This is a genomic window from Mesorhizobium sp. WSM2240, from assembly GCF_040438645.1.
Taxonomy (GTDB): Bacteria; Pseudomonadota; Alphaproteobacteria; order Rhizobiales; family Rhizobiaceae; genus Allomesorhizobium.
Map to the genome: position 1 here is coordinate 278,059 of NZ_CP159256.1, position 25,678 is coordinate 303,736.

A 25,678-nucleotide genomic window follows, 5' to 3' on the forward strand; every position below is an offset into this window, starting at 1 on the left:
GGGGAGTGCTTCAACCAGAAAGGAAAGCCACTATGTCGATGATATTCATAGGCGGATCGAGCGACATTCTCGCCTTGCCAGAACCCGCGACCGAGCGCATCGGCTCGATTGTGGCAGCCGAGCATGGCGTGCTGATCGGAGATGCGCCTGGCGTCGATTCCGAGGTGCAGGGCCTGCTCATGGGCTATGGCTATGAGCATGTGGGTGTGTTCTGCACCGGCGGGAAGCCACGCAACAATCTTGGTGATTGGACCGTCTATCCTGTGCCGCCGCCCGAAGGTGCACAGGGCTTCGCCGATCGTGTCGCGAAGGATCGCGAGATGGCGGCGCGCGCTGACTACGGCCAGGATCTGGGACGGCGAGAGCCCCGGCACCGTCCTTAACGTGCTGCGGCTTGCCATCGCGAACAAGCCATGTGTGACCTACGACTTGCTGCGGGGCAGAGTGGCGACCACATACGACATTGCCGGTTGGCGGGCGATACTTCACAATGCGGGGGCGGGTGTCCGCCAGCAGGTCGAGGCCCGCATGACACGCGACGAGCGTCTGACGTTGCCTGCGTGATCGCTGCTGGAGCCGGCCACCAATGTCCTCGGCCATCTATCGACGCCCTTCACGCTTGCACACGTCTTTTCGGCCGCGAGCCGCTGCGCCTCGGAAACCCCTAGCTCTCACCCGGTTCCCGCCTTGGGCTGTCACGCTCTCGCCATGTCTCGGGAGGAAGCGGCCCCCTTTCGGCGCGGGCCGATCGTGGGACGCCCGATCATGCCAGAGGAAGAACTTCCAGGAATTCCCGCCGCCGCGGCCGGGCGCGAGAAGATCGAGGCGCAACCGCAAAGCTGTGCCTGGAGCCTGCCGACATGGTCGCTCCCACAGCAATGACATCCGCTACCAACCGGCTCGGACCAAATGCCGGCGCTCGTGTGGCGGCCCCCTTTGCAGCGCCCGCGCGGTCCTGCAGCGTTCGGAGTTCACGCAATTCGCCGCGTCGACGCAGTTGGGGCCCGAGGCAATTCCGTCGGCCGTCGGCTCTGCAGGCCAGGGCTGCGATGGCGGCCGGTGAGGCGTCTCGCGCGGCCGCATCCGGACCATTCCCTCTGTCCTGTCGCCTTCGTAGAGGACCGCCTGCTTACTGCGGTCAACCCCAAGGGGTACTCTTAGCGAAAATTCAGAAAAATTCGATTCTGATCGCTTGTTGCGGGCCCAGGCACTTTCCTCCCCGCGGGTTCGGACAAGTGCGGCCCGCGGGTTCAAGGCGAAATAGAATTTTCCAGAATTTTCGCCGCGATGACCGCAGCAGGACGGCCCTCTTCTTTGGCGCCATCGGGAATGGTCCCGATGTAACCGAAGGAGAAATACCCATGGCCACCACGATCGCAAACTTGACCACCAAGCCCGACGGCTCGATGGAAGGCGTCTTCGCCACGCTCCGGATCAACGCCCCGATCGCCGTCATCCCGAACAAGAACAAGTCGCGCGAGGACGCCCCCGATTGCCGGATCGTCAACAAGCGCTCCGGCTTCGAGATCGGCGCAGGCTGGTATCGAACCTCGCAGCGCACGGGAGAGGAATATCTCTCGATCAAGCTCGAAGCCCCCGAGATCGGCGTGATCTTCGGCAACGTCGCGCCCGCCCCAGGGGGTGAGGAGAACAGGAAGGTCATCCTCTGGAACAACCCGGAATGACGCGAGACTGGCCGGCCCCAAGCGGGGCCGGCTCCCTCATCCTGATACGACGGGAGGTCTGCATGAGCCGCTCCACCATCATCGTCGCAGGCGACGGCCTGTCCGACACGCCGTCATCGGCTACGACCACCGCTGGGAGGTATTTCCAGCGGTTCCTGACGAGGCGGGCGAGTTCGCCTTTTGGCTCGGAATGAACACTCGCGAGTTCGACCCGCTTCATACACGCCATCGCTCAAGACGACGATTTCATGCCGCTGCCCGTGAACGACGGCGCTGGGGAACGCCCGGGCTGTCCAGAACGCTTCATCTCGGACTGAAGCTTGGAGGGTAGCGGTCTTCATGCCGGAGCGTCGCCGTACTGGTTGACTAGGAAACTTTATTGTGGTAGTTGCCTAGTCAATTAAGGAGCCCCCATGCCATCGACCCAGCCCGCCTCCGACCTGACCGCCCATCTCGGTTATTGGTTGCGCTATGTCTCCAACCATGTCTCGCAGGCCTTCGCTCGCAGGGTGGAGGCGCATGGCGTGACGGTGGCGGAATGGGTTCTGATGCGCCAGCTCCTCGATGAGGAGGTCCTCGCTCCAAGCCGCCTTGCCGACCGCATGGGCATGACGCGCGGCGCCATCTCCAAGCTGGCTGACCGACTGATAGCCAAGTCCATGCTGGAGCGAGCCGCCGACCCGAAAGATGGGCGGGCGCAGACACTCGCCCTCACGTCCGCTGGCCGCGACCTGGTGCCCGTACTGGCCGCGCTGGCCGATGCCAATGATGCTGAATTTTTCGACCATCTGACATCGAAGGACCGTGCGGCGCTGCTCCGCATCCTACGGGAAGTCGTCGACAAACGCGGCCTCAAATCCCTGCCCATCGATTGATGGCGGACATTCCTCAACCCCACAAGAGGACACTGACATGAATTCGAATTGGCAAGATGTCGCCCGCGCCACGCTTCAAGGCTCCGAATCCGGCGAGATGACCTTCCCCGAAAGCGTGCGTATGCTGATGGAAGCTGGCTTCGACGGCTACGCGGTCGATTTCCGTCACTCGACCCGCACCTATTACATGCCGGACGGCGAAGCGGTCGAGCTGGAGACGGAGCAAACGCTAGCACCGGTGGCCCAGCGTTTCGACCCTGCCGCGGTCAAGGAGGCGATCCGCGAGGCCCAGGTGCTGGTTCCGGGCTACACCTACAAGGGCTTCTGCGCCAAGGTGGCGGGAGCGGGCTGTGCCGGCTACCTAGTCTCACTCGTCGGCAAGCGCGTGCTCTACTATGGCCGCACACGAGACCTACACCGAATACTTCCCTGGAACGCAGCCTGCGGTCGAGCTGTGAATACGGCCGAGATCCTGGCGCTGGAGAGAGTGCCCGCGCTCTTATTCGCCGCATGACTTTCCTGCGCCTGGTTTTTTGCCGCTCCACCGACACTTGAAGGGACTCCGACTATGTCCGACGCCGCTAAGACCCACGCCACCATCCGTTCCGCCACCAAGACAGTGCGAATTGCGTGCGACCCACGGGTCGCCTTCGAGTTCCTGGCCGATCTCGGCAACTGGCCGCGCTGGGCCGTCGTCAACGTCATATCCACAAGCCGTTCCAATGATCCCGACTGGTGGGACATGGTCACTCCGCATGGGGCAGCTCGGCTCCGAATGCGGGCGGACGCCCGCCACGGCATTCTTGACCACGATTTCGTCGACCCGCAGACGAACTGGACGGTGCCAGCGCGGGTAATCGCGAACGGCGAGGGCGCCGAGTTCATGATCACCTTCTTTCAGCCGCCCGGTTTCACGGACGCCTTCTTCGACGAGCAGATCAAACTGGTCGACATTGAGCTGGCAAAGCTCAAGGAGCTGCTGGAAGCCGCGACGTAGGAGCCGGGCGGCTCAGTGTGAGGGCCGCACCATCAACCACATCCCGATAGCCGCGACGTGTCTTGGCTCGCTCAATCGCCGCACGCGCCGCAGCCGCCTCTTCCGCCTTCTCATAGAGATCGATGCGCATGCGGCCGGGCCTGCCTATCCGACCCCATTCGCGCACCACCGCCGCGTCGCCAAACAGGCTCGGCGCAATCGTCAGTTTATAGTACCGCGCCATATTGCGAGCGGGATCAATGCGGCGGAGATGTGTCGCGGGACAGGGGTCAGGTTGCATGACGAAACATTCGCGTCTCGCCCCGGCTTCGTCCAACAAGTTCGATGAATCGATCCGGCCCAACCGATTCGCGGCGCTTATATGTTGAGGTTGGGGTGAGCCGCCTCCGCCGGACGGTTCTCTATTTCGCTTCGCTCACGCAGCCCACAAGTGGTCTTCTCACGCCCGCTCGGTTTACGGCCCTCGCGCATCGATTGCCTTCAGCGCCTGCGCCCCTGGTCGCGGCGCCGCGCTGGAGCGACCGAGGCGATATCGGGTGACAGGTCTTCCACCAGCACCATCAAGTGCTCGGCCGTGGATGCGGGAAGATCAAGCATACGCAGCATCAACTTGAGCTTGACGTCGGCTTCCTGCTGGCTGGAACCGAAGAGATGCGGGGCCGCCGCATGGATCGCCTCGACAGGCGAGAAGTCCAGCAGTTCGGCAAGATGAATGAGCCGGGTCGCCCGCAACTTTGCGCCCGCTCGCTCATGACGGGCGAGGATCTCGGCATGAATACCGACCATCATGCCGACCTGCTCACGATTCAGATTCTGTGCGTCGCGACGCTCGCGCAGGTAGCGGCTCAGCTCCTCTTCCATCTCCGACAGGCTGCGGATGCCGTCTAAACCCGGCTTACGATAGATCGGTTTGCCAACCTCGGAATCTTCCGTTTCGACGAGGCCTTGCCTGTCGATGTAGGTCTGTACATTCTTGATGGCCATATTATTGGCTCGGCTCTTATCCTGTTGCCTCAAATTCCGGTCAAACTGACACGAAAATCTCACCCGATTGGCTCCGGGTTCCAAAAATCAGAGCCAAAACGGTAGCAACTCTAACAGGGATTCAGCCTTACATTCAACTTGCATCGAGTGGATTGATGCCGAGCGACGATCCTCAATAGCCCTTGTCATCAAGATACTGCCGAAGGGCTTTTTCCATGATGGCCTGCATGGATGTTTCCAGGTTGAAAGACGCGAGTTTCAGGCGACGCTTCGTCTCGCGGTCAAGTTTGACGTTCACGAAATAGCTCGTGCCTTTCATGCGGGCCCGCTTCATCTGGCGCAACGCCTTGCTTGCGTCGGTGGTCGTTTCCCTCTCCTTCCCACGTTTTGGCCTCGCCGGATCGGGACGCATCGCCGGCTCGCCCCCGGGATTGTCCTCAATTCTGGGCGCATCGCGAACCAATTCAGCGCGCTGCTTGCGCGGAGCGGTCGCGAACTCTTCCAGGGACAATATCTCCTTCCCGCTCATGCCGCCCACCCTGCTTGCGTCTCTGGGGCCAGCAACTCGTCGATCTCCGCCACGAGCGCCTGTGTTTCCCGTCGCGCCTTGGCGATTGCTTCCGTCACCTCCTGCATCTGCAGCGTTCCGACGCCATTGTGGATGTCCTTGTAGATGTTGCGCTCGAACACCTCGGTGCGGAACAGGTAGGTCCCGACCCTGTCCTCGATGATCGGCCTGATCTTCCGATACAGCTCCGTATGCCGCACGGTCACCGTGATGCGGGTGCGCACAACCCCGTGCCTGCAAGCCCGGCCGACACTTTCATTTACACGCACAACATTTTCGAAACTGTCGATCGCGCCGAGCACCTCGCGCTTGGACGGCTGGATCGGCGAGACCACCAGATCGGACCACGCGATCACCGGATCGACGATTGCCGTGTCTTCGCCCGGCGTGTCTATGAGCACGTAATCGAACTTGCTGGCGCCGTCCCGCAGCCATGTCTCCAACCCTCTCGCCGTCTTATAGCTGTAGACCTCGATGCCTTCCGGCTGCGCATCCTTGCTGTGGCAATCCGTCCACCACTTCATCAGGTTGTTGCGCGCATCGAGGTCGATCATGGCGACGCGCCAGCCGTGCAGGGCATATTCGCCGGCGATGTTCATGAGCGCGGTCGTTTTACCCGCGCCCCCCTTGCCGTTGATTGCGGCGATCACGATGGTCATCGGCCTCATCTCCACGAATGTGTTTCTACTCACACACGTTTCCACATCCGTTTGGGCGTGGATTCACATGGGTATAGAAACACACGAAGACGGAAAAATACAATCCTATTGGTGTGGAAAAAATGGAAATGCCGACGATGTCGCAAAAAATTGCAGCTATATTGGTTGGCAGGATACGCAAAAATGTGATACATTTTTCTTGGCGATCGAGGAACAAGTCCTCGATCCGCGGCCTGCGGCCGCGATCACCCTCATCCAGGGCGAGAATCCCGTTGGCCGGACCCGGTTCTGCAGCGTCGAGGAGGAAGGATCGAGTGGCGCATGTGCGCTTCTCGGCTTCCGAGTTCGACGCACTGGAGGCTGCCGCTAGGGCTGCGGGTATGACTGTCTCGGCCTTCGTGCGATCGCTTTCCACGGAAGGCGCCGGCGTGCGCCCGTTCCTTGGAGACGGGGATCGCGCCGTACTTGGCCTCCTCGCGGACGGCATGCGGGTGGTTGGCGGGAACCTCAATCAGATCGCCCGCGCTTTCAACACGGGGCGGATTCCAGCCGAGGAGGATCTCGTGGGCACGGTCAGGGACGCTCACGTGATTGCGACGACAGTCGCCGCCGAACTGGCCAGCATGACCAGACGATCAGCAGCAGCGCGACGCGGAAAGGGCGCCTGATGGAGTTTCTGCCTGGCGCATTCGAACGGGAATGGGAGCGTCGCCGCGCGACCCTCCTGCACGAGATGCAGCTAAGGCAGGTCGAGAAGATTGACTGGGACGAGCCGCGAAGGGGAGGGGTGGCGGCGCTCCCGGATAAACGCCTTGGCGGCCTTGGTCGCGCGCGACCGCGGCGCAGTCATTGGTGGCGGGGAGGTTGGGCTCGTGGCGGTTCCGCCGCCGGTCGCTCGATGCGAACGCGTTTCACGGCCTTGGCGCATGGTAGTCAGCCGGCGATGGTCAAGCTGGCTTCCTATGGCGGGGGCGCGAGGGCCGGCGACATGATGAGTTACACTTCGCGGGGCGGGGCACTGGCTGTTGAGAATGATCGCGGGGAACGCGTCGTCGGCAAGGCGGCGCTCGCAAAGGAGCGGGCAGAGTGGGAGCATCTTTTTGATAACCGCGCCTCCAGTCGGGACCTCGGTGTATTCCATGTCACGATCGAGAGCGGCTCGATTGCGCGCGCTGTGGACAGGGACGAGCAGATCCGCGACGTACTCCGTTCGGGCTTTCGGGATCGACGGTATGTCTATACCGTCCACGAGCGAAACCACGACGAGCTCGACGTGAGTGGCGTCGTTGTTCTCCGCAACCTCGGTGGAGAGCGGCTCACCGGCGACAGGAAGGCTGCGGGATTCGTCCAGCAGCGGTACGACGAAAGCCGTGTTGGTCAGGGCGTTGAGGCACGGTTTCGGTTCCATGGCTACGGAAATGGTGTCGGATGGGGCACTGCCCGCGTCCGGGAACTGGTGGAACGCGCAGGCGGTGAGGTTCGCGACGAGAGCGGCCGGCGCATCGAAGGCGCCGAGCAGGCGGGCGACCTCGTGCAGAAGGAATGGCGCAAGGAACTGCACAGCCGAAAGGGCAGGGACGTGATGCACCTGATTGTCTCCGCTCGCGCCGGCACCGGCGCCTCGGCGTTCGAGGGAGCGGTGCGGAACTTCCTGGGCGATCAGTTTGTGGGTCACCGCTATATCTTCGCCATCCACGATCCCGCGCTCGATCCAAAGGAGATCACCGAGGGCGGCAAGCGACCTCATATTCACGCCCACGCCATCGTCACAATGCGCTCGGAGATGGGCGCGCGGATCGAAACCAGTCCGCGAGTGTTTCGCGAATGGCGTTCTTTGATAGCGAAGAGGGCGCGTGAGCATGGGATCGACATGGAATTGACGGATCGCCGCGAACTCGCCAGTGCGCCGGCCTACACACGCCATCAGGTGCGTCCCGTCAGCTATCGCGGAAGAACCAAGCACGAGGGTACGACACAAGCCGCGCACGCCCGGTATCGAGCAAAGCGGTCGAACGAATTGAGCCTTGCTGGCTCGGATCGGAGCAAGGAGTATGCGGCAAAGGCTGCGGGTGTCTGGAATGAACTCGCTAGCGAGAAAACTGAGGCGCGAGTCAGCGCGTTTGCGGCGGCGCAGAACTATCGGTTGGAAACGGCCGCGCGGAACAGCCAAATTGACCTTATGATCGCGGCAGATGTAGCTTACGCCTCAAAAAACAATGCCAATGTGGCGTTGTTCAGTGAGCTGATCGAAGGCATGGTGGACCAGATGCGAGAGATGACTCGTCCCGAGTTCGAGGCCTATGAGAAGCGCGTGGAAACGGTTCTTGCCTCTATCGAGCAAACGCTCGAGGCATCAGATCGGGCCGATTTTGACGACGTCGCTGCCGCGGCGCGTGAGGTCGTCGACATCCGCCGCGCGTACCTGGAATTATCGCAACGGCAGATCGGTGCCGAACCAGGGCAAGTATTGCACGACAGGTGGAATGAGCGACGCGACGACGTCAACGCGCAGTGGGATTTGGCGGTCGCGCGCTTCGGCGCTGAAGCGGTGGAATCTGCGAACGAGGTGCTCGTCCAGGTCGGCCACTATCGGGATGGTCTCGACAGGATCGAAGCCGGCGAGCTGCCGCGATCCTATGCGGCGAGCTATCGCGCGGGCCTCGTGCGTGAGGTCCTTCGGGCGGCTGAGCTGGCCGTCAATGACGACAACCGATATATGCGTGATGTCGCCAGAACGGATCAGGATCTGCAGCGCGCGATCGAGCGGGTCGAGCTGTCTCGCCGCGAGCACGGGAGCGCTGTCCCACAGGAGCGCGAGCATCAGGTCTCAGACCCAACGGGTTTACGCATCGGCGGTCAGAATGAAAACGCAGCTGGCGGTATGCCGGATAGGCCCGAAGCCGAGCGGAATCGCGAACAACAGCATGCGCCAAACCTGCGTGAGATTGAACAGGCGATCGAAGAAAGGCAGGAACGCGGCCGCGACGAACGCGAACGATAGGAGGCGATCAGCGTCGAGGCTGAGACAGCGCGCGGACGCCATCCAGGCTTTCGTGATCGGCGCGGTTTCATACGCGGAGTTTGCGCGATGGAAATATGTGACGTACACGAGACGGATGCCCCGCCACGACCAGCCTCTTTACGGAATAACGGGAGCCAGTCTTCTGCACCGCTTTCGATACACGTGCCGTCACTTGGTTGGCGCCGGATGCAATCGTGGGTCGAGGGCGAAAGCCTCTTGTAGCTTCATAGAATAGCCGCCCTTCGTAACGCTCGCGTCGAAGATCAGGTTCCAGCTGTGCTGCGAGACGGCGCTTGGAATCACAACAAAATTGTGCCGCTGGAGGAGATCGTCCCCGAACGCCTGTTGCCCAGCACTCGGAATTCCCGGACGCAACCAGTTCGGGTTCGGAACGGCAGCGGGGCCGACGACATGAACGGCCGTTACATTCTCAATCGCTGCCGCTGTTATTACATGCGCGACCGTGTCGAGCACCCTAAAACCTTTGTGGACCGCAACTTCAAGAATCGCGGTCGAGGGGTCGATTGAACAATACACCGCGCGGACGCCCCTGCTGTTCCATCGGCCGCCCACTTTGTATGCGCCTTCGCCACTATCCCAATTGGCAGCGTAGCTGGCCTGATCGAGCCGCCAGACAACCAACTCGGAGCCGCCAAGCACTGCCGGCAGCGGCGTCATCAATAGACGCCGAACTCAAGCCGCTCGAGATAGTCCTCTACGAGCTCGACGCCCGCCGGCGTCGACAGAAGGTCGATGGGACTACGCTGGTCCAGCCCGATTGCCGGGCGCTCCAGCCATTGCTCCGCTTCCGCCTGCGACCCGAAAACGTCAGTCGCTTTCGACAGGATCTCCGCAAATTTCCAGGTTCGCCCGCTTTGCTCCTGACTAAGGGGCTTGGAAGGAGCATCCTTTCTGCGTTGATAGGTACGCACACTCATGCCCACGGCCTTCTCAAGTGAATCGGTCTTCTGGATAAAGACGAGCCTCCCAACGAGATGGTCCAGTGCCGAGGCAGGCAGACCGCGCAGAAGCAGTTCATGGGCGTCCAGTGGACTGGTCAGACGCCGTGATAAAATGCGGGCGCCGCCGAGCAATTCGGACACCTTGTGCAATTCATTTCCTTCTGGACGCGCCTTCCCCAATGCACTTGCCACAAGTTGTCTCCTTACGCCATATGTCGCTTCCAAATATGACAGATGACGCGAGGTTTCAAGTCTGAGACGTGAGATGCCGCTGACGGTGGCCCCAACCGAGGCCGGCGCGCGTCATCGAAACCGTTCTCAGCAAGATCGCCCGGGGTGGCCGCGTAAGGCGCCTGTGGATAGCCCGGACCGGAATGTGAATGTACGGCTCCTTGACACGCTGCGCAAAATAAACTTGCTATTTCAATTACTTAGTAAGTTCCATAAGATATGTTATGCGACTTTCTCTTATTGGCGCAAAGTTAAAATGTCTTGATTCTGCAAAGTAGGAATGTCGCCCTGTTCGTCAATGACGGCGGGAGGCAGCAGATTGGGACTGATATTGATGAGCGAGCGCGAGTTTCAGCGTATCGAGGTGCTGTCGAAGGTTTTGGAGCGGCGCATGACCGTTGTCTCGGCCGCGCGTGTCCTGGATATGAAGACGCGTCAGGTCCAGCGTCTGCTGAAGGCGTTCCGGGCCGAAGGCGCCGCAGCACTTCGGCACTAGGCTCGAGGACGACCATCGAACCATCGATATGCCGCCGGCGTCGGCGAACTGGCGGTTCAGTTGATCCGGGAACACTATCTCGATTTCGGGCCAACCCTGGCGGCCAAACCGTGGCTTGGTCGTATCGCGAGAGACATTGCGCAAGTGGATGGCGGAAGCCGGAATCTGGCTGTCCCGAAAGCCGCGCAGGACGTTCCATTAGCCCAGATTACGTCGGGAGTCATATGGCGAGTTGGTGCAGATCGACGGCAGCGATCATCGTTGGTTCGAGGAGCGGGGCGATCCATGCACCCTGCTCGTCTTCATCGACGACGCGACCAGCACGCTTCAGCAGCTTCGCTTTGTGAAGTCGGAGAGCACCTTCAGCTACTTCGAGGCGCTCGAGCTCTATCTGAAGGCGCATGGCTGTCCGGTGGCGTTTTATTCCGACAAGCACACGGTGTTTCGCGTTTCCAAGAAGGACGCCAAGGCCGGCCGCGGCATGACGCAGTTCGGCCGTGCTCTGGCGGAACTCAACATCGAGATCCTGTGCGCCAATTCGAGCCAGGCCAAAGGCCGCGTCGAGCGCGCCAATCAGACTTTACAGGACCGGCTGGTCAAGGAGCTGCGCCTGCGCGGCATCGACACGATCGCGGCGGCGAACGTCTATGCGCCCGAGTTTATCGCGGACTTCAACGCCCGCTTTGGCAAGGAGCCGCGCAATCCGAAGGCCATGCATCGCCCGCTCGCCGAGCATGCGGCCGGAAGCAACTTACGTCAGTGACCCACTACTATACGGCACATCATATCCGTCCGCTTCATCATGCGGAACGCCTCGCCTTCCACAAGAATCTCGTGACGGCCATCTGGCCGTTATTCGCCCGCGTCAGTGCGGTTCCACGAAAGCTTGACCGCACGGCGGAACCGGAGGTGTCGAGTCGTGTACCTACGCCTGGACATAGCTATCTCCATCGCTCGAAAATCGCTGCACGTCGATATCAAGCTGGCCACTTGTCCGATAATATCAGGTCTCCTCCTGTGATTCGCCTGCCACGGTTCGCCCTGGCGGACTTATTTTTTTAAAACCTCCCTCGGCAAATGCTGTGCCAGCACCGGGTCGTCAATGTCGCCGCCCCAAGCTGTCGAAGTAGCCGCTGGTAAGGGCTCGTGCTACCGGTTGTTTGAACCCCAAAGGCTCGGCCAATCTCTCCTTCGCATTCGGGTATCTCGCCCAGGTCGCAAACGTCCGCATCCGCGCCGCCGGCCTCAAAGCGTTCTGCCAGGCCTATTTCTACGAGGCATAACGGCTCGGCTCCTGCGCGCTCGCCGGGCACACCGCGTGAAATGCGACCAAGATATTTCTATGGGTCACATATCACAAAGGAAGCTGAAATAGGCGGGGTCAAGTAATGCCTGCTTGAGATCTCCCTAGATATCGAAATCAATTCGAGCAGTCTTCGCCGGCGAGGTTGATTGCCCGGCAAGTTCCGATAGCAACTCAATGTCCGCTTCGCTTCACTCGCCCGGTGAACGGCCGCTGAATGTCCGGTTCAGCCTGGGTTCCGGAGCGGGCCCTTAGAACGTGAACCGTCAACACGCGGCATAGGCCGCCAACCCAGGAGACGGAAATGTCGAGCAAGTTCCTCATCACAGGCGCCCTCGCCGCCCTCATCGGCTTCATCACCGTGCCGGCCATGGCCAACGACGTGTTCATCAAGCAGTACGGCTTCGCCAATTCCGGCGGCGGCGCCCAGGCCGGCTACAGGAACCGCATCAGCATCCATCAGAGCGGCAAGTACAACGAAGCCGTCGCCAATCAGAAGGGTCGGCGCAATCTCGTGGCGATCGGCCAGGAAGGCCGCAGGAATTTCGCCGACGTCTACCAGAAGGGTAGGCTGAACAGTGCCGGCGTCGGCCAGTTCGGCTCGAACCACACCGCCATCCTGACCCAGGACGGCAACCGCAACGTGACGGCCGGCGTACAGGTCGGCAACGGCTGCAGCGCCAATGTCAAGCAGGCCGGCTCCGGCAACGTGGCCGCCTTCGTACAGACTTGCCCGTGAGGTTCGTTCAGGTAGCCGAGGGGAGCAAGACGGGTCCCCTCGTTCCTGGCGCAGGCAACAAGGAGAAAGACTATGTTCAAGAGTAAGGGTTTTCCGGCACGCGCGGCGCCGCTCCTGCTCGGCCTCGGTGCCGCTGCGATTGCCGCGGGCGCGGGCCAGGCTGGCTCGGAGTCCGAGCCGGTACGCTGCGAGATACGAGCCGAGACATCCGGCGGCATGACCACCCTGGAAGGCGTGGTTCGTGCCGACAAGGCGGTCAGCGGCTCTTATCGGTTCCGCGTGAAGAGTTCCGGTGCGTCGGGCAGTTCCAACATCGATCAGGGCGGCGCGTTCACCGCCGCTCCCGCCAGCCCGGAAACGCTCGGTTCGGTCATGCTGGGCAGTCGCGGCGCCCGCTATGACGCGAGCCTCACGGTTACCGTCAACGGTAAGAAGATCGAATGCAGCGATCGCGTAGGCGGCGCGATCTGACGAGTCGCCTCCACATGGCAAAAGGGCTCCGCCGACCGGAGCCCTTTTTGTTTTGTACTCCCGGCACTGATTCAGTTCACCCCCTCCGCCTCGCTTCGCTCGGCACCTCCCCATCGAGGGGCAGGATGGCCCGAAGGACCGGGGGGTGGCCGCGACGGCCGCGGGTCAGTCTCAAGGGCTCGATCGCGATTAACGCCCGCTGAATGCGGGGTTCCGCTTCGGTTCAGGGCCGCTGAGCCAGGATGAGGTCACCGGCTCTGAAGCCGGCCGCACCAGCGACCCAGGAGAAATTCGATGACGAACAGGTTCTTCAACTCTCTCATAGCGGGTCTCGCCGCCATGCTCATCGGCTCGGCCGCCCTTCCCGGCCCGGCGGCCGCCGGAGGCTCCATTTCCCTGAGCTATACGCCCACCAGGACCCAGGACGCCCGGACCTTGCAGACTGGTTTTCAGCTCTATTCACTCTACAAGGGCCTGAAGAACGGTGCCAACATCCGCCAGTATGGCCGCAATAATGCCGCCGGCATCGGCCAGACCGGGTACGGCAATCAAGCAATAGTCCGCCAGAAGGGCAGCGGCCACTCGGCCACGCTGCAGCAGAACGGCAACAGCAATTCCTACGGAATTTTCCAGTTCGGCAGGAACACCTCCGCAAATGTCGGACAGAGAGGCAACGGTCAGGCCGGAGCCACCTTCCAATTCGGCTGGTAGCGCTACCCGGCTTACGTCTTCAATGCCTACGGCACGCTGAGTTCAAAGCAGGCTTTTCCTTCGGCGGAAGCGGACACGCTGCCGTTTTGCAAGTGTGAATCGGCATGGGTTTCGGCGCCGATTCGGTTTCCATATGGGAACCGTGGCGACGCATTCGCCACGCCTGATGGTGGAAGTCGGTTTCGGGGTCTCCCGGCCGTCCCGTCAGCTTTTCCATGGAGAGCCGGTGGTTCGGCAAAACTAAGCTTGAGCGTTAACTGCGAACCTGGGCCGGGCGCGCCGAGCGGCGGTTGCTAACGTGTCTCCAACTCAGACGCGTCGTCGGCGACAGTCGCGTCGAAAATCGCTGACCAATCCCGCGACGACGGATGCTCTTTTTTTGAAGGGCTCGCATTTCCGCCAACCAACGACTTCAGACGGCGCACTGCGATGTCGAAACTCATATCGATATCATCCTTGAGCAAGGGCCGCCGTGTGGTCATAGCGTCGGAACTGCCAGATGTCGTACCCGCATTTCTTCTCTCGCCCGCAGGGGTATCACCGTCCTGGGCGGCTGAACGGGAGAGTGCAGCGTTTTCCGAGAGTATCCCTCGATGAGCACAAAGATCGGGTGGCTTTTCCCCTAGGGTGGCCATCGGATCTGGCTCGACGGCTCCAAGCCTTACAGCATTCCGATCAGGAGCCCTCCCTTTCTCCTGTCGATCAGGAAGCGCAGAACGCGGAAAAGGGGGCCTTGGCGTGTCGGTATTCGGGCTTGTCGACGCGGCAACAGGGGCATAGTCCATGACTGTGGCCGGTACAGGCTGTTGAGGCATGAACTCCGTCGCCGGCACTTCCGGCATATTGGCTCGCGAGAACCACGCCATCGCCTGGAACGGTGCGGTTCGAAAGAAGCGCAGTTTGTCGGCGAAGATCGGATTTTGACCCTCGGCCAGAATGACCATCTTTTCCGCAGGCATCTGGCGAACTTCCTGCGGCATCATCAGATCCCGTTCCCGCAATTGCTCGACTTTCGTACGACGATGTAGCCCCATCAGCTCGATGGTGCGGGATTCCGTCTTGTAGCGAACGGTCCGCTTGCCCAGTCCTTTCGAGATAGCTTCCGCGGTTACCTGGTCGTTCGCGCCGAACACAAGCTGGTAGCCGCAATTGCCCATCAGCGAATGGCGAGACGTCTCTCCATAGATCTCATCGAGGTTCTTCAGGTCCTGGATCACAAAGGCCATTTTTATGTTATAGCCGGCCACGTAGGGCAGCTTGGTCATGATCTCGTTCATCTTCTTGAGCTGCCGGAACTCGTCCAGCAAGAAATACACAGGCACTGGCCGTTCCGTCGGCTCGAGCAATAGCGTGTCGAGTGTCTGTTGCACGAAGAGAGCAAGCAGAGGCCGCAGCAACGTGATGTCGGTGACATTGGGCGCAAGGTAGATCGAGATGGGCCGGCGCTTCAGCGCCCGAAGGTCCATGTCGGTAACCGACGTGGCGGCGACCACGCGCTCGTTGCGGAACGGCCGGAGCGCCTTCTGAATGTCGAGCAGCGCGGATGCCGCCGCCCGCTCGGACAGGGCGATATAGGCGTTGAAGCTTTCCATGGTGAAGCGCGACAGATATGGCTCACGATCCTTGATGAGGGTCATCAGCGCCTGGAGATTGACCCCGCTGTTGAAGAATGCCGTCACCTCGCCGAGATTGCGCCGCCCATCATAATAAACGCTCTCGTTGATGTAGCTGATCGCGCCGGCCATGACCTGCTGCGCGGTCGCCTGCCAGATCGAGTTTTCAGACTCGGTGTTTTCCGGGACGAGGATCGCCGCGATGTTCTGGATGTCGGTGGTCCGATCGCCGCGATCCGGTCGGATGAAGTCGAGCGGATTGTATCGGTGCGTCCTCTCCGATCCCGGTGCAAACAGGAAGACTTGGTTGCCCTTCGATTTGCGATAGCCTGCCGTGCTCCGAAATATCTCGCCCTTGAGGTCGGTGACGATCATCGAGCCTTCGTGGGTGAGAGCGTTGGGGACGACGTAGCAAGCGCCCTTCCCCGACCGCGTCGGCCCGATGATGAGATGATGCCGATCATCGTCGACGCGGAGGATCCGGCGTTTGAAGCGGCCGAGAATCTTGCCTTTCCTGCGGAACCAGCCATCACGACCCAGGGACATCACGGTCTGGAACCGTGCATCTCCGAGCGGACTCGAACTTGGACGCAAGCCGGCATAGCCGATGATGCCGGCAACGAAAGCTGCGGGCAGAAGCGCACCGAGCGCGATCGAACGCAGAACGCCGCTGTCGCCATAGGCGATGAGCTGCCGGAACGGGGCGAAGGGGTTGGTGGCGATTGTTGCCTGAAGGATCCTTCCATCACCAAAAAGCAGCTGAAGGGCGAGACCGTAGGCCAGCAGCCAGACAACAAGGGCAATGCTCAGGCAAAAGCCGATATAAAAAACACGCAGGGACCCGTTCATTGTGCGTCCACCCGCTCGCGGGCGAAGAAGATTTCGGATACCCCGCGCCGGCCCCCGTCCCGACGCAGCTGGATCACGATTGGGATGACTTGTCTGATGTATGAGATCAGGTCGGCCTTCGGATAGGCCGCCGACAAGCCGGACTGCATGACCATGATTGCCAGCTGCTCATAGGCGCCGAGTGGCGTGTCGGCATGGACGGTAGACATCGAGCCCGGATGTCCAGTGTTGATCGCGCGCAGGAATGTGGAGGCTTCCGATCCCCTCACCTCGCCCACGAGCAGTCGGTCCGGCCGCATCCGCAGCGAAGCTTCCAGCAGCGACTGGATGGTCACGTTTGCCGTGCCCTGATCGCCTCGCGAAGCAAGGAGATGCACTGCATTCTTCTGTGGAGGGAACAGCTCGCGTGTATCTTCCAATGTGATGATGCGCTCATGCTGATCGACCGATTTCAGGCATGCGTTGAGGAACGTGGTCTTGCCGCTGGAGGTCCCGCCGCTGATAAGGATCGAGACTCTGTTGATGATGGCCATGTGGATGAAGCCGTAAATATCCTTGGCCGAAAGCCGGTTCATCAACTCCAAGTCCGTTTCGCTGAGCCCGCCGACGGCAACGGACACTTCATCGAGCGATCCACTGTCGCGATAATTCTCGAGCGTGAAATCGCTCACCACCTGCTTGCGGATCGAGAGGGCGCCACCGTCGGGTGCGGCTGGGGGAAGCACCACCTGAATGCGTTCGCCGGATGGAAGTGCCGCGCTGAGGATGGGGTTGGCCGGACTGACGAACTGGTTGGTGCTCGCGGCCACGCGCTCGCCGATATTGACGATCTCGGCCATCGTGAGCTCGGGAATATCGTGGAACTCCATGTGCGCTGCGCCAAGACGCTCGACATAAACATGTCCCGGGCGGTTCACCGAGATTTCGACGACCTCGCTATCGTTAAGAAACGTCTTCAACGGCGCCAGCGCCCGGTAAAGGAAATAGTGTCGACTGTCCGAGGCAAGGTCAGTGGAGACCGCGTTCATGGCGTATCTCCTTCAATGTTTCGGTGATGGGGTCTTCGTACAGGGCGGAGAAGTCGAGGTCTTGACGGACGAACACGAAGATGCGCTCGCCCTGGCCCACGCTGATAGTGGGCGCAATCCGCAAAGACTCTCCAAGGGTTTGGTTGGCCATATCGGAAAAGGTTTTCGCGATGGTTTCTCGAGCCAGCTCCTCCGCGCGCTGCGCATCGTCACTGTTACCGGTAGCAGCCTGACTGCCATATCCGGTCAGATAGCTGGCGCTGCCCCCGACGATCGACAGCAAAATGGCGGCGCCAAAACGTTCACGGAATCTGTTGTCGACGTGCCCGGTCAGCCCCGCCCGTCCAAGGCCGTCTGCACCGATCGAGTTCAGCCGGACGGAAACGCCGTCGTCTCGCAGCATGCGCGTCCAGACGACGAAGATCCGCTTCTGACCACGCGTCACCTCCGACTGATATTCGCCGACAAGCCGGGTGCCTGTGGGGATCAGCACGCGGCGGCCATCGAAGGAATAAACGTCCTGCGAGACGATCGCCCTCATCTGTCCCGGGAGGTCGCTGACCACAGCCGTCTCCAGAATGCCGGGTATCAGAGTGCCTTCCGGGACAAGCGCGTCGATGCGTTCGATTTTCCGCGCTTGGGCCCTGCGATCGGCAACATTTGCTGCCGCTGCCAGAAATTTGCTGCTGCGATCTTCACCGGCCACAGTCAGCCCCTCACCATCCGCGCCGGTGAGGCCACCAGGCCCTGTCGGCGCGGAGTGGTCGAGCACGACCATGTTCGAACGGAGCCGTGATGGGAACTCTTCTACCGGCGCTTCGACAGCGCCTGGCGGCGGCGGCGTTTGGTCAGACGCCGGCGGAGGTGGCACGTCGAATTCGGTGGTGTCGACCTCCTCTTCAGGTGGTGGTGGCGGCGGTGGAGGCGGAGGAATCGCGACCACCTCAGGTCTGGGCGGCTCGGGCTCCGGCTCGCCATCGTGCACGAAGGATGGTGGACGGAACGTCGTTGTGGTGAATTCCTCGTCCCCGTCAAGCATGTCGGGAGCCGGCGGCTCTCTGCTCACGAGAACGAGATAGCCCGCCACGAGGCCGAGCAGGATCAGAACAGCTCCGCCGGCCAGCTGTTTGCGACGGACGGACCTGTCGGCGATGACCGGATCGTCATTGTGGCCGAGGGCTTCGAGTTCGGCTGAGCGCTTCATCAGTTGCCGCTCCTGCGTCGCCGCGTCGCTTGATCGTTCTCGGCAGGTCCAAGGATCGCAGGGTCGGGTGCTGCGAAATCCGGCTTCCTCAGATTGAAGATGCAGATCCACTGGTCGCCGTCGCGGAGGGTGAACTGTGTCGCGGCGCCGTCGACCACGATGTACTCCCCTTCCCTGCGGAAGTTCCTGAGCGTTTCGGAGAAGTCGGAGTTGACCGCGAAAATCGCGGGCACACGGCGGTCGAATTTAAAGAAGGTCTTGTTGCCATCGTCGAAGACCATATCGGGCTTTAGCCGCGCGTCTCCCGAGAATGAGTAGTCAATGTTGACGTTGGCCTTGTCGATGCCGGAGATGTTCGGCCAGGCGGCGCGCTGCTCCGCCTCCTGCCGCAGCGCCGCGTTTAGGTTCTTTTCTGGATAGTGGAAACGGATCCCGAACACCTTGCGGCCCGCCTCCGGCGCAAAGTCATGCAGCTCGAGATAGTAGATGCGCTTGTCCGTGACGACGTTCATGTTCGTCGCCACGTCCTTGGCAATCGGCTTGACGAAGAGAAGGTTGCCTTTTTCTGCCGGCACGACCTGCCAGCTTTCGGTGTCGCCGAGCGAGATCGTCTCGAACTTTTCGTCCTCGTCGAAGATGATCATCGTCGAAATGCCGTAGGTGGCAAAGACCTGGACGACGTTGTTTTCCTGATAGGTGACGCTGGTCACGCGTGGGTCGAGCGAACCACCTTTCGGCGTTTGCGCGGCAAGTGCAGGTCCGACGGCGCCGGCGCCGATCAATGCAACAGCGGTCACGAACGAGCGGCCCCTCATCTCGCTTCCTCGGGCGTGACCGTTTCCTGATCGCGGCGATAGGCATAGACTTGGAAGCCAAGCGGGTTTTCAAAGCGCCACTCGTTGCGGGTTGGCGTATCGGTGTAGCGGAAGCGGACAACCGAGATCCAATGGCGGACGATCGATTCCGTGTCGCTGCGTTCGTTGGTCGAGAACCTGACGATCGCCGTGCTTGCATTGGGAAAGGTCACGGATTTGATCTCGACCAGAACTCGCTTCAGCTGGCCATAGATCTTCGCCGGGTTCTGGGAATTGGCCGCGCTGTAGAGCGCCTGAAGTTCCCGCGCTGCTCGGTCCGTTGACAGAAGTGCCGCGATCCCGAAATTCTCCTCGATCGCATAGGGATCATAGCCTTCCCGCGCACGAATGTAGCGCACGACATTGGCCTGCGTGACGGCTTGCTGCTCCGTCAGCTTGGCCGGCCGTGTCAGGCCCGACTTCACCTCGATATATCCGGTGGTCCGGTCGACCGTCACGACATAGGGCTCGAAGCTCTTCAGCGGCAGCATGAGAACGAGGGCGATCAGGCTAAGCAAGGCAATCCCTACGAAAACAATCGAGAAGAACCAGGCCACGCGCGCCGAGCGCTTCGCCCGCTTGATAATTTCCTGTTCCCAAATCTCGCCCTGCTGGAAATACGAACGCAGTGTGGGTTCGGTGCTATCGGCCATTCGGTTCCTTGCTATGCCGTTGACGGCTGATCATGTTCGCGACCCTTAAGGTCTTTCCGCAGTTCCATTCATCGTGATCGCCCGCTGCATCGCTGCGCCCGTCAGCGACTGCGAGGACCTAAGCCTCGCCTGTACCCGCTGCACAGCCGCCTGCGTCTGCTGGGCAGACTGGCCGACCGCCTCGCGGCTCAAATAAACGCTGCGATAGGCATGCCTGCGGGATTCGTGTCCGATTGCGGTGGCGAACACGCCCGCGATCCCTTGCGCAAGAGACTGGACCTGAAACAGGACAAAGCTGCCGGCGAGGCAGAGCATGATAAAGGCGGCGAAGTCGCTGAGACGCAGATCTCGGCCGCCCGAGAGTCGGTCGATCTTCGTCAGCTCCGGCTCCATCGCAGCGATCAGGAAAGCTGCGATCACATAAACGAACAGCGGAATAATCGCGTAGAGAAGCGATTGGTTGAGCCACCCCATCGCATAGCTTCGGGTTGTATTGAAAAAGAAGCAGGAGATGAAGACCGGCGCGGTGCCGAGCAACACCCAAAGCACGACCTTGGCAAGCACGAGGATGCCGAGCGCGATCGCCACGAAGAGGCCGGCGAAGACCATGATGATCATGCCGATCAACGCCGGCAGGACAGACAGATAGCCGGCCTGCTCCGAGAAGGCGGCCGCGGCCACGTTCGCGGTTTTCCATATCTGGGAAAGGCCGTTGGTCGGTTCGGTAACGCCGGTCGCGGACGCCTCGAGAATGGCGCGGCCGGCCTCTTCGGGGACCGTGGTGATCCACTGATAGAACAGCGAATTGAAGTTCGCCCATGAGGTGACGATGATCAGGATAACGAGGACACGGGCCAGCCTGCCGATGACTTCGGCCACGCTGAGGCGCGACGTTCCCACAAAGAGCTGGACACCATAGAAGAGCACGGAAACGATGAAGAGCAGGCGAAGAAGCGGCTCGATGTCCTGACTGAGCGCTTCGTAAGCGCGCTGGGAGAAGTTCTGGCCCGATGCGTCTATCCGATCGAGAAGTTCGCCGATAAAATTTTCCACCGCCCTACCCTATTCTCGCTTAGTAGCCGCCAGTTCCTCGATTGCCGCCAGTGCTGACGCCCTGTCTGCGTTGAGCTGTGTCATCGGCCCGCAATCGCTCCTTGAATCGGCATAGTTCAAGAGGTTTGCCGGGCGCTTGCATGGCGCCGTTTTCTCACGCGGTGTGCCGCATCCGCCGGCCAACAAGGCAAATGCAAGCATGAGAATCCTCGATCCACATCGCGGAACGATCATTCGAACTGGAGCGCCTTTCGCGTGTTCGACATGTCGGTGAGTTTGCGCTGGTTCTCCGCATGCAGCGACTGCACGCCGGCATTGAGCACGCCGATCATCTCGTTGAGCGTTAGACCCGTTTGAACCTGGAGCTGCGTGTTCTGGTCGATCGACCCCTTGATGTCCCCGGCCTGGCCGATCCCCTGCCCGGCGCGTTCGAGCGCTGAGCGCCGCGTCTCGACTGCCTGCTGGGAGCCGTTGATCAGCGCTGATACGCCCATAACCGTTTTCAAAAGCTCCTCATAGGATTTGTCGCTGGCAAGCGAACTGCCCTCCTTGCCGGACAGCGAGCGGACGAGCTGGAGCCCGTTGATGAACAGCGTTGCCGCCTGCACCGCTTTCGGATCCAGAGACCCGAAATCCGCCACGCCGCTCTTGAGAATTTGGTCGAAGGATGGAACCGACGAGACGCTGAAGCCACTGCCGATCGCCAGATCCTTGAGCGATCCCGCATCGCTGCCGCGATCTCCGGTCACCGCCTTCAGCGTCTCCTCGACCGTGGTTAGGATCTCCTTATTGGTGTCGAGGATCCGGCCGGTCTTTTCCGCCGTGTCGCGCGCGACGGCATAGTTGGTTTTGTCGATGACTGGGATATCGGCCGAAACTGGAGCTATGCCGGTACCCAGCATAACAAGGACTGACAGCGAACGTTTCATCGTGACCTCCATCACTGTGTCTTGAGCTGGAGTTCCGCCTGCGCATCGACGCGCAGGAGACAACCCTTCGCGACATCGTCCCAGACCAGGCCCTTCCGCTCGTCGCAGAAACCGGCAACCGGCCGATCGTCGTCGACCGAATTCTCCTCGTAACGGGTCGAGCGGTTGGTTCCCGACAGGTCGCCAAGGGTCATCGCATTGCGGGAATTGGTGAGGTCGGCGAACGCTGTTCCGAGCAGGATCAGCCGATTGATGAATTCCAGGTTCGCGTTGCGTGCCCCGGAGTTGTAGTCCCAGCTGTCCTGGATGGTGCCGGTCTCAAGCTGCCCGAGCTGCTGAAGCCAGGATAAAACATCGCCAGAACCCTCCCCGACCGCCGCGGTCAGGCCCATTGCATTCATTGTGCTGGTTCGTGCGCTCTCATAGGCGCCACCGCCGCCATAGTTGAGCGGGATAGCCGACTTGTCGGAGCCGCCAAACGCCGGAAGCCACTTCCCGATTATACTGGCGACATAGCCTTGCGTCTCCCGGAAGGGTGGAATACCGCCATATTTCTGCACATTGCCGTGCCCGGCATTGTAGGCGGCGAGTGCGAGCGAGACATTACCTTTGTAGCGCCCAAGCTGCTGTTTGTAGTAGCGCGCGCCACCACGCAAATTCTGCTCAATATTGTGTGGATTGACGCCAAGATCCGATGCCGTACCGGGCATGAGCTGGGCAAGCCCCAGCGCGCCCGCAGGGGATTTGGCGCAAGGATTGAAGCGGCTTTCCTGATAGACAAGAGCCAGAAACTGGTCCTCGGCGATCACCTCCTCGCGCGCGATACGACGAACCAGGCCGGCGATCGCGGGATTGGCATTGGCGGCGGCAACGGGATCAGACTTCCTGGCCGGCCGATACATCGAGCATGTGACGCTCTGATTGCTGACATACCGACCGTTGTCGATGTCCTCGATTTCCGATGTATTCCGGTCGCGGTCCTCGCGCTCCTCGAGCACGGTTCTGTCGATGGTCGGAATGTCGGCCAATGCCGGCGAGGCAATACAGGCAAGCATGACGGAAAGACGCTTGATCATACTGAGCGCTCCCATCCGCAGAACTCCGGCAGCCATTTCGCCGGATCGTCGCCGAGGCGCGCACGAAGCGCGGCGCACAGTTCGACCGTCTCCTTACGCCCCGACATGACGCGCACCAGGTCCGGCATCGAGGAGAGATCAAGGCGGGCAATCACGGAGTCGTTGACGTGCTTGATGAGGAAGGTCCGTCGCTCAGGCGGCGTGTTGCGGATAAACGAGAATTCTTTGGCCGATAGGCCGAAGCGGCGGATGTAACTCTCCTCATCCGCGCGCGGATTGGGGAAGTGCAGATTGGTCGCGGATTGTTCGATCAGCGTGTGCGACTGCGGCGCTCGCGCAATGTCCGCCGCCGACTGGGTGCCGAATCCGACGATCCCGTTCAGCTTTCGGATCGTCTTCATCTTGTCGACGATGTAGCTGGAGAAGACAGGATCCTGGAGAAGCTTCCAGCCCTCATCCATGAAGATCATGACCGGCTCGCCGGTGAGAAGCTCATCGAGCCGGTGGTAAAGATACATCAAGGCCGGCGTGCGCACGTCCTGATTGTCGAGGATATGGGTCATGTCGAAGCCGAAGATTCGACGACCCGAGAACGACAGCGCATCCTGTGACGCATTGAAGAGCCAAGCCCTCTCCCCCTCGAACCAAGGGCGCAGGCGTGACTGCAGATCATTTGCGTCGGATCTAGTCCGGCCCATCAATAGGCCGGACAGATTGGCAAGCGTACGTTGTTCGACCGGTTCCTGGCAGATGCGGCCGATCGCTCGCTCCAGCGTATCCTCTTCCTCCTGGGAAAAGCCAGTGCCATCGGCGGGATCGAGCATGGCTTTCAGCAGCCGGTGCAGAAACTCGCGGTTGACCGCGCTGTTTTCCTGCTGCAGCGGGTTGAACCCTGTGGCGATGCCCGGCTGGAGCACCTCGTAGTCGCCGCCGACAGCGCGAATGAAGATCTCGGCGCCGCGGTCCTTGTCGAAGAATACCGCCCGAGGCTCGGGCGTAATGCGGAAGGCCTGCGCGAGCAGGAATGTGAGCGCCACGGTCTTTCCGGAGCCGGTTGGCCCCGTCACCAGGAAGTGACCGATGTCGCGCTGGTGGAAGTTGAACCAGTACGGCGTTTGGGAGGTCGTCTCGAGAATGGAGATCGGCAACCCCCAATGGTTGCCGGTGGCTGTCCCGGTCGCAAAGTTGTGCAGCGACGAGAAGCCGGAGAAATTGGCGCTGGACAGCATGCACGAACGCGCGATGTAGGAATGGTTACCCGGCAGCTGAGCCCAGAAGGATGCCTCCATGTTGAGGTCCTCGCGCAGCCAGTTGATGTTCATGTCGGTGAGGCATGAGCCGAGTTCGGCGACGGCCTTGTCGAGGCCAGCCAGGTCTCGCGAGAGGCACAGCAGACTGAAATGGTGATAGCCGAAGACCGCCTCCTGGTTCAGCAGACTGTCCAGCGCGAAGTCGATATCGGTCTCCACCGTGCTGCCGGATTCATCGGATGCGCGGATCTGGCGTTGCAAACGCGAGATCCGCTCCTGTGCGATCGGTTTGTCAGCAAGAGTGAAGGATTGCGTCAGGATGAACTCGTGGTTCATCTGCAGGAGCCCGTCGAGCATTCCCGGCCCCGAAAATGGCGGGTACTCCTTGATCGACAGGACAGCCCCGAAACGGTTCTCGGCTTCCGTCGGACCCTGCGCCTGCATCGTCCTCTTCGAGAAATGCAGCCGCGACGTCCCGATATAGCTTCGGATACCCATTCGCGGCAGTCGCATCTCTCGCGAGATGCCGCAGGTGAGGATTGTGTTGAGGAACGAGCATGGCTCCGAATAGGGCTGGCCTTCGCGATGAACGATCCCGAGCGGCCGCGCCCCGTACTTCTGGAGCTCACGCGTGATGTTGCCGACAACCTCTTCGAGCTCGTTGGTTCGTTCTTGTAAACGCTGTTGTCGAACCTCGGCGCCGGAGGATCGATCGAGAAGTCGTGAGAAAGCCTCGGCGGTCCCAAGCGCACCGCGCATGCCGGAACGGACGATCGTCAGATAAAGTTCGTTGGCGAACATGCGCTTCTCATGAAGCGCCGCCATATAGCGCGTGTTCAAAAGGTCGCAGAAAGCGTCGGAGAAGTTTCCCTCTATCGAGGGCGTGACTTCCTTGCGAATGATCGTCGACCAAAGCGAATAGCGGCTTGAACCTAGCGCCCGGATCATGGTGTTCTGAACGGCGGCGCGCATGTTGAGCTCGGCCTCGTCCTCGGTCTGGAAAAACAGGCCGTCCACCTTGATCACCGAAAGGATCGCGCCGCTCTCGAGGCCGATCACCGTATCGGCGACGTGCCGCAGATAGGGAATGTGGGTCGACATCGGCCGTTCGCGCCGCCACTCCCGGCCAAATCCCAGCTCTTCGATGACGACGTTCAGCATGGTCATGGTCCGTAGGAGTTGGTGCGCCAGAACACCCGGTTCGGGGTCCGCGGCGTGCGGCGGCCGGCGATCTGGGCAAGGTCGAGGATGCGGATGTCGCGGCTGCAGAATGCGAACAGAGCGAGGTAGGTCAGCGGAGCGATCAGCGCCGACCAGAAGCTGGTCGAGACCAGGAAGGCGATCAAAGTGACGCCGACGATGATGTAGAAGGCGGTCAGCGGTATTCCCCACATCATCGGTGGCCGCGTCAGTCCGATCACCAGCGGCGTCAGCTGAGGTGTCTCGTCGGTGAACTCAGCCATTGC

Annotated in this window: 28 protein-coding genes and 1 pseudogene; 12 read left to right on the forward strand and 17 right to left on the reverse strand. The window is 61.0% G+C overall.

The features are described from left to right. The first annotated feature begins 32 nt into the window (after positions 1 to 32). The 6 genes from ABVK50_RS31000 to ABVK50_RS31025 all read left to right on the forward strand — a co-directional run bounded on the left by ABVK50_RS31000 (position 33) and on the right by ABVK50_RS31025 (position 3,557). A complete protein-coding gene (locus ABVK50_RS31000; protein WP_353646759.1) occupies positions 33 to 383 on the forward strand; it encodes a hypothetical protein in 351 nt (116 codons plus the stop codon). A 978-nt stretch (positions 384 to 1,361) separates the two neighbouring features. Next, positions 1,362 to 1,685 carry a DUF736 family protein gene (locus tag ABVK50_RS31005; protein WP_353646761.1) on the forward strand — a complete coding sequence of 108 codons (324 nt, stop codon included), beginning with the start codon at positions 1,362 to 1,364 and terminating at the stop codon, positions 1,683 to 1,685. A 62-nt stretch (positions 1,686 to 1,747) separates the two neighbouring features. Beyond that, a complete protein-coding gene (locus ABVK50_RS31010; RefSeq protein WP_353646762.1) occupies positions 1,748 to 1,879 on the forward strand; it encodes a hypothetical protein in 132 nt (43 codons plus the stop codon). A 219-nt stretch (positions 1,880 to 2,098) separates the two neighbouring features. Continuing rightward, complete coding sequence (locus ABVK50_RS31015; protein WP_353646763.1) at positions 2,099 to 2,560, forward strand: MarR family transcriptional regulator; 462 nt, start codon at positions 2,099 to 2,101, stop codon at positions 2,558 to 2,560. A gap of 37 nt (positions 2,561 to 2,597) precedes the next feature. Beyond that, positions 2,598 to 3,074, forward strand: a complete 477-nt coding sequence (locus ABVK50_RS31020) for a DUF1398 family protein (RefSeq protein WP_353646764.1) — start codon at positions 2,598 to 2,600, stop codon at positions 3,072 to 3,074. Between the two features lie 54 nt (positions 3,075 to 3,128). Further along, positions 3,129 to 3,557, forward strand: a complete 429-nt coding sequence (locus ABVK50_RS31025; RefSeq protein WP_353646765.1) for a hypothetical protein — start codon at positions 3,129 to 3,131, stop codon at positions 3,555 to 3,557. Here ABVK50_RS31025 and ABVK50_RS31030 read toward each other — a convergent pair. The 4 genes from ABVK50_RS31030 to ABVK50_RS31045 all read right to left on the reverse strand — a co-directional run bounded on the left by ABVK50_RS31030 (position 3,529) and on the right by ABVK50_RS31045 (position 5,768). Then, on the reverse strand, positions 3,529 to 3,780 hold the full coding sequence (locus tag ABVK50_RS31030) for a WGR domain-containing protein (RefSeq protein WP_353647081.1): 252 nt from the start codon (positions 3,778 to 3,780) through the stop codon (positions 3,529 to 3,531). The two genes, ABVK50_RS31025 and ABVK50_RS31030, sit on opposite strands and share 29 nt — an antisense overlap. A 257-nt stretch (positions 3,781 to 4,037) precedes the next feature. Beyond that, the gene (locus tag ABVK50_RS31035; RefSeq protein ID WP_353646767.1) at positions 4,038 to 4,541 is read right to left on the reverse strand and encodes a helix-turn-helix transcriptional regulator; all 504 of its coding nucleotides are present in this window, start codon (positions 4,539 to 4,541) and stop codon (positions 4,038 to 4,040) included. Positions 4,542 to 4,713: 172 nt separating this feature from the next. Next, the gene (locus tag ABVK50_RS31040) at positions 4,714 to 5,070 is read right to left on the reverse strand and encodes a hypothetical protein (RefSeq protein WP_353646768.1); all 357 of its coding nucleotides are present in this window, start codon (positions 5,068 to 5,070) and stop codon (positions 4,714 to 4,716) included. Continuing rightward, complete coding sequence (locus ABVK50_RS31045; RefSeq protein ID WP_353646769.1) at positions 5,067 to 5,768, reverse strand: ParA family protein; 702 nt, start codon at positions 5,766 to 5,768, stop codon at positions 5,067 to 5,069. The genes ABVK50_RS31040 and ABVK50_RS31045 overlap by 4 nt, the downstream gene beginning before the upstream one ends. Positions 5,769 to 6,082: 314 nt before the next feature. On the opposite strand from ABVK50_RS31045, the gene ABVK50_RS31050 reads away from it, so the two are divergent. Then, complete coding sequence (locus ABVK50_RS31050; RefSeq protein ID WP_353646770.1) at positions 6,083 to 6,436, forward strand: plasmid mobilization relaxosome protein MobC; 354 nt, start codon at positions 6,083 to 6,085, stop codon at positions 6,434 to 6,436. Further along, positions 6,436 to 8,769 carry a hypothetical protein gene (locus tag ABVK50_RS31055; RefSeq protein ID WP_353646771.1) on the forward strand — a complete coding sequence of 778 codons (2,334 nt, stop codon included), beginning with the start codon at positions 6,436 to 6,438 and terminating at the stop codon, positions 8,767 to 8,769. The genes ABVK50_RS31050 and ABVK50_RS31055 overlap by 1 nt, the downstream gene beginning before the upstream one ends. 189 nt (positions 8,770 to 8,958) lie before the next feature. On the opposite strand, the gene ABVK50_RS31060 is transcribed toward ABVK50_RS31055, so the two are convergent. After that, complete coding sequence (locus tag ABVK50_RS31060; RefSeq protein ID WP_353646772.1) at positions 8,959 to 9,468, reverse strand: RES domain-containing protein; 510 nt, start codon at positions 9,466 to 9,468, stop codon at positions 8,959 to 8,961. After that, positions 9,468 to 9,944, reverse strand: a complete 477-nt coding sequence (locus ABVK50_RS31065) for an antitoxin Xre/MbcA/ParS toxin-binding domain-containing protein (protein WP_353646773.1) — start codon at positions 9,942 to 9,944, stop codon at positions 9,468 to 9,470. Before ABVK50_RS31065 ends, ABVK50_RS31060 begins: the two co-directional genes overlap by 1 nt. A 358-nt stretch (positions 9,945 to 10,302) precedes the next feature. Between ABVK50_RS31065 and ABVK50_RS31070 the strand changes: the two are divergent. The 4 genes and pseudogenes from ABVK50_RS31070 to ABVK50_RS31085 form a co-directional block, all read left to right on the forward strand. Next, positions 10,303 to 11,206 (forward strand): annotated as a pseudogene (locus ABVK50_RS31070) (ISNCY family transposase); the annotation flags it as partial. Positions 11,207 to 12,086: 880 nt separating this feature from the next. After that, positions 12,087 to 12,521: a curlin gene (locus ABVK50_RS31075; RefSeq protein ID WP_353646774.1), complete on the forward strand. Its 435-nt coding sequence runs from the start codon at positions 12,087 to 12,089 to the stop codon at positions 12,519 to 12,521. 72 nt (positions 12,522 to 12,593) lie between these two features. Next, positions 12,594 to 12,992 carry a curli-like amyloid fiber formation chaperone CsgH gene (gene csgH / locus ABVK50_RS31080; RefSeq protein WP_353646775.1) on the forward strand — a complete coding sequence of 133 codons (399 nt, stop codon included), beginning with the start codon at positions 12,594 to 12,596 and terminating at the stop codon, positions 12,990 to 12,992. 294 nt (positions 12,993 to 13,286) lie between these two features. Then, complete coding sequence (locus tag ABVK50_RS31085) at positions 13,287 to 13,703, forward strand: curlin (protein WP_353646776.1); 417 nt, start codon at positions 13,287 to 13,289, stop codon at positions 13,701 to 13,703. Between the two features lie 293 nt (positions 13,704 to 13,996). Here the strand turns inward: ABVK50_RS31085 and ABVK50_RS31090 are convergent, their stop codons facing one another. From ABVK50_RS31090 to ABVK50_RS31140, 11 genes are read right to left on the reverse strand one after another with little or no spacing between them, the layout of a single operon-like run. Next, positions 13,997 to 16,165 (reverse strand): type IV secretory system conjugative DNA transfer family protein, encoded by a 2,169-nt coding sequence (locus ABVK50_RS31090; RefSeq protein ID WP_353646777.1) that lies wholly within the window; start codon positions 16,163 to 16,165, stop codon positions 13,997 to 13,999. Next, positions 16,162 to 17,193: a P-type DNA transfer ATPase VirB11 gene (virB11, locus tag ABVK50_RS31095; RefSeq protein ID WP_353646778.1), complete on the reverse strand. Its 1,032-nt coding sequence runs from the start codon at positions 17,191 to 17,193 to the stop codon at positions 16,162 to 16,164. The genes ABVK50_RS31090 and virB11 overlap by 4 nt, the downstream gene beginning before the upstream one ends. Beyond that, positions 17,174 to 18,397, reverse strand: coding sequence for a type IV secretion system protein VirB10 (gene virB10, locus ABVK50_RS31100; RefSeq protein ID WP_353646779.1), 1,224 nt, complete (start codon positions 18,395 to 18,397; stop codon positions 17,174 to 17,176). Before virB10 ends, virB11 begins: the two co-directional genes overlap by 20 nt. Continuing rightward, positions 18,397 to 19,212, reverse strand: coding sequence for a TrbG/VirB9 family P-type conjugative transfer protein (locus ABVK50_RS31105; protein WP_353646780.1), 816 nt, complete (start codon positions 19,210 to 19,212; stop codon positions 18,397 to 18,399). Before ABVK50_RS31105 ends, virB10 begins: the two co-directional genes overlap by 1 nt. Then, entirely contained in the window at positions 19,209 to 19,904 is a 696-nt protein-coding gene (locus ABVK50_RS31110; RefSeq protein WP_353646781.1) for a type IV secretion system protein, read from the reverse strand. Before ABVK50_RS31110 ends, ABVK50_RS31105 begins: the two co-directional genes overlap by 4 nt. A 45-nt stretch (positions 19,905 to 19,949) precedes the next feature. After that, positions 19,950 to 20,957, reverse strand: a complete 1,008-nt coding sequence (locus ABVK50_RS31115; RefSeq protein WP_353646782.1) for a type IV secretion system protein — start codon at positions 20,955 to 20,957, stop codon at positions 19,950 to 19,952. 9 nt (positions 20,958 to 20,966) lie between these two features. Continuing rightward, positions 20,967 to 21,158 carry a hypothetical protein gene (locus ABVK50_RS31120; RefSeq protein WP_353646783.1) on the reverse strand — a complete coding sequence of 64 codons (192 nt, stop codon included), beginning with the start codon at positions 21,156 to 21,158 and terminating at the stop codon, positions 20,967 to 20,969. 29 nt (positions 21,159 to 21,187) lie between these two features. Beyond that, positions 21,188 to 21,886 (reverse strand): type IV secretion system protein, encoded by a 699-nt coding sequence (locus tag ABVK50_RS31125; protein WP_353646784.1) that lies wholly within the window; start codon positions 21,884 to 21,886, stop codon positions 21,188 to 21,190. A gap of 11 nt (positions 21,887 to 21,897) precedes the next feature. Next, positions 21,898 to 22,962 carry a lytic transglycosylase domain-containing protein gene (locus ABVK50_RS31130; protein WP_353646785.1) on the reverse strand — a complete coding sequence of 355 codons (1,065 nt, stop codon included), beginning with the start codon at positions 22,960 to 22,962 and terminating at the stop codon, positions 21,898 to 21,900. After that, a complete protein-coding gene (locus tag ABVK50_RS31135) occupies positions 22,959 to 25,373 on the reverse strand; it encodes a VirB4 family type IV secretion system protein (RefSeq protein WP_353646786.1) in 2,415 nt (804 codons plus the stop codon). Before ABVK50_RS31135 ends, ABVK50_RS31130 begins: the two co-directional genes overlap by 4 nt. 2 nt (positions 25,374 to 25,375) lie before the next feature. Further along, the gene (locus ABVK50_RS31140) at positions 25,376 to 25,675 is read right to left on the reverse strand and encodes a VirB3 family type IV secretion system protein (RefSeq protein WP_353646787.1); all 300 of its coding nucleotides are present in this window, start codon (positions 25,673 to 25,675) and stop codon (positions 25,376 to 25,378) included. Between the last annotated feature and the right edge of the window lie 3 nt (positions 25,676 to 25,678).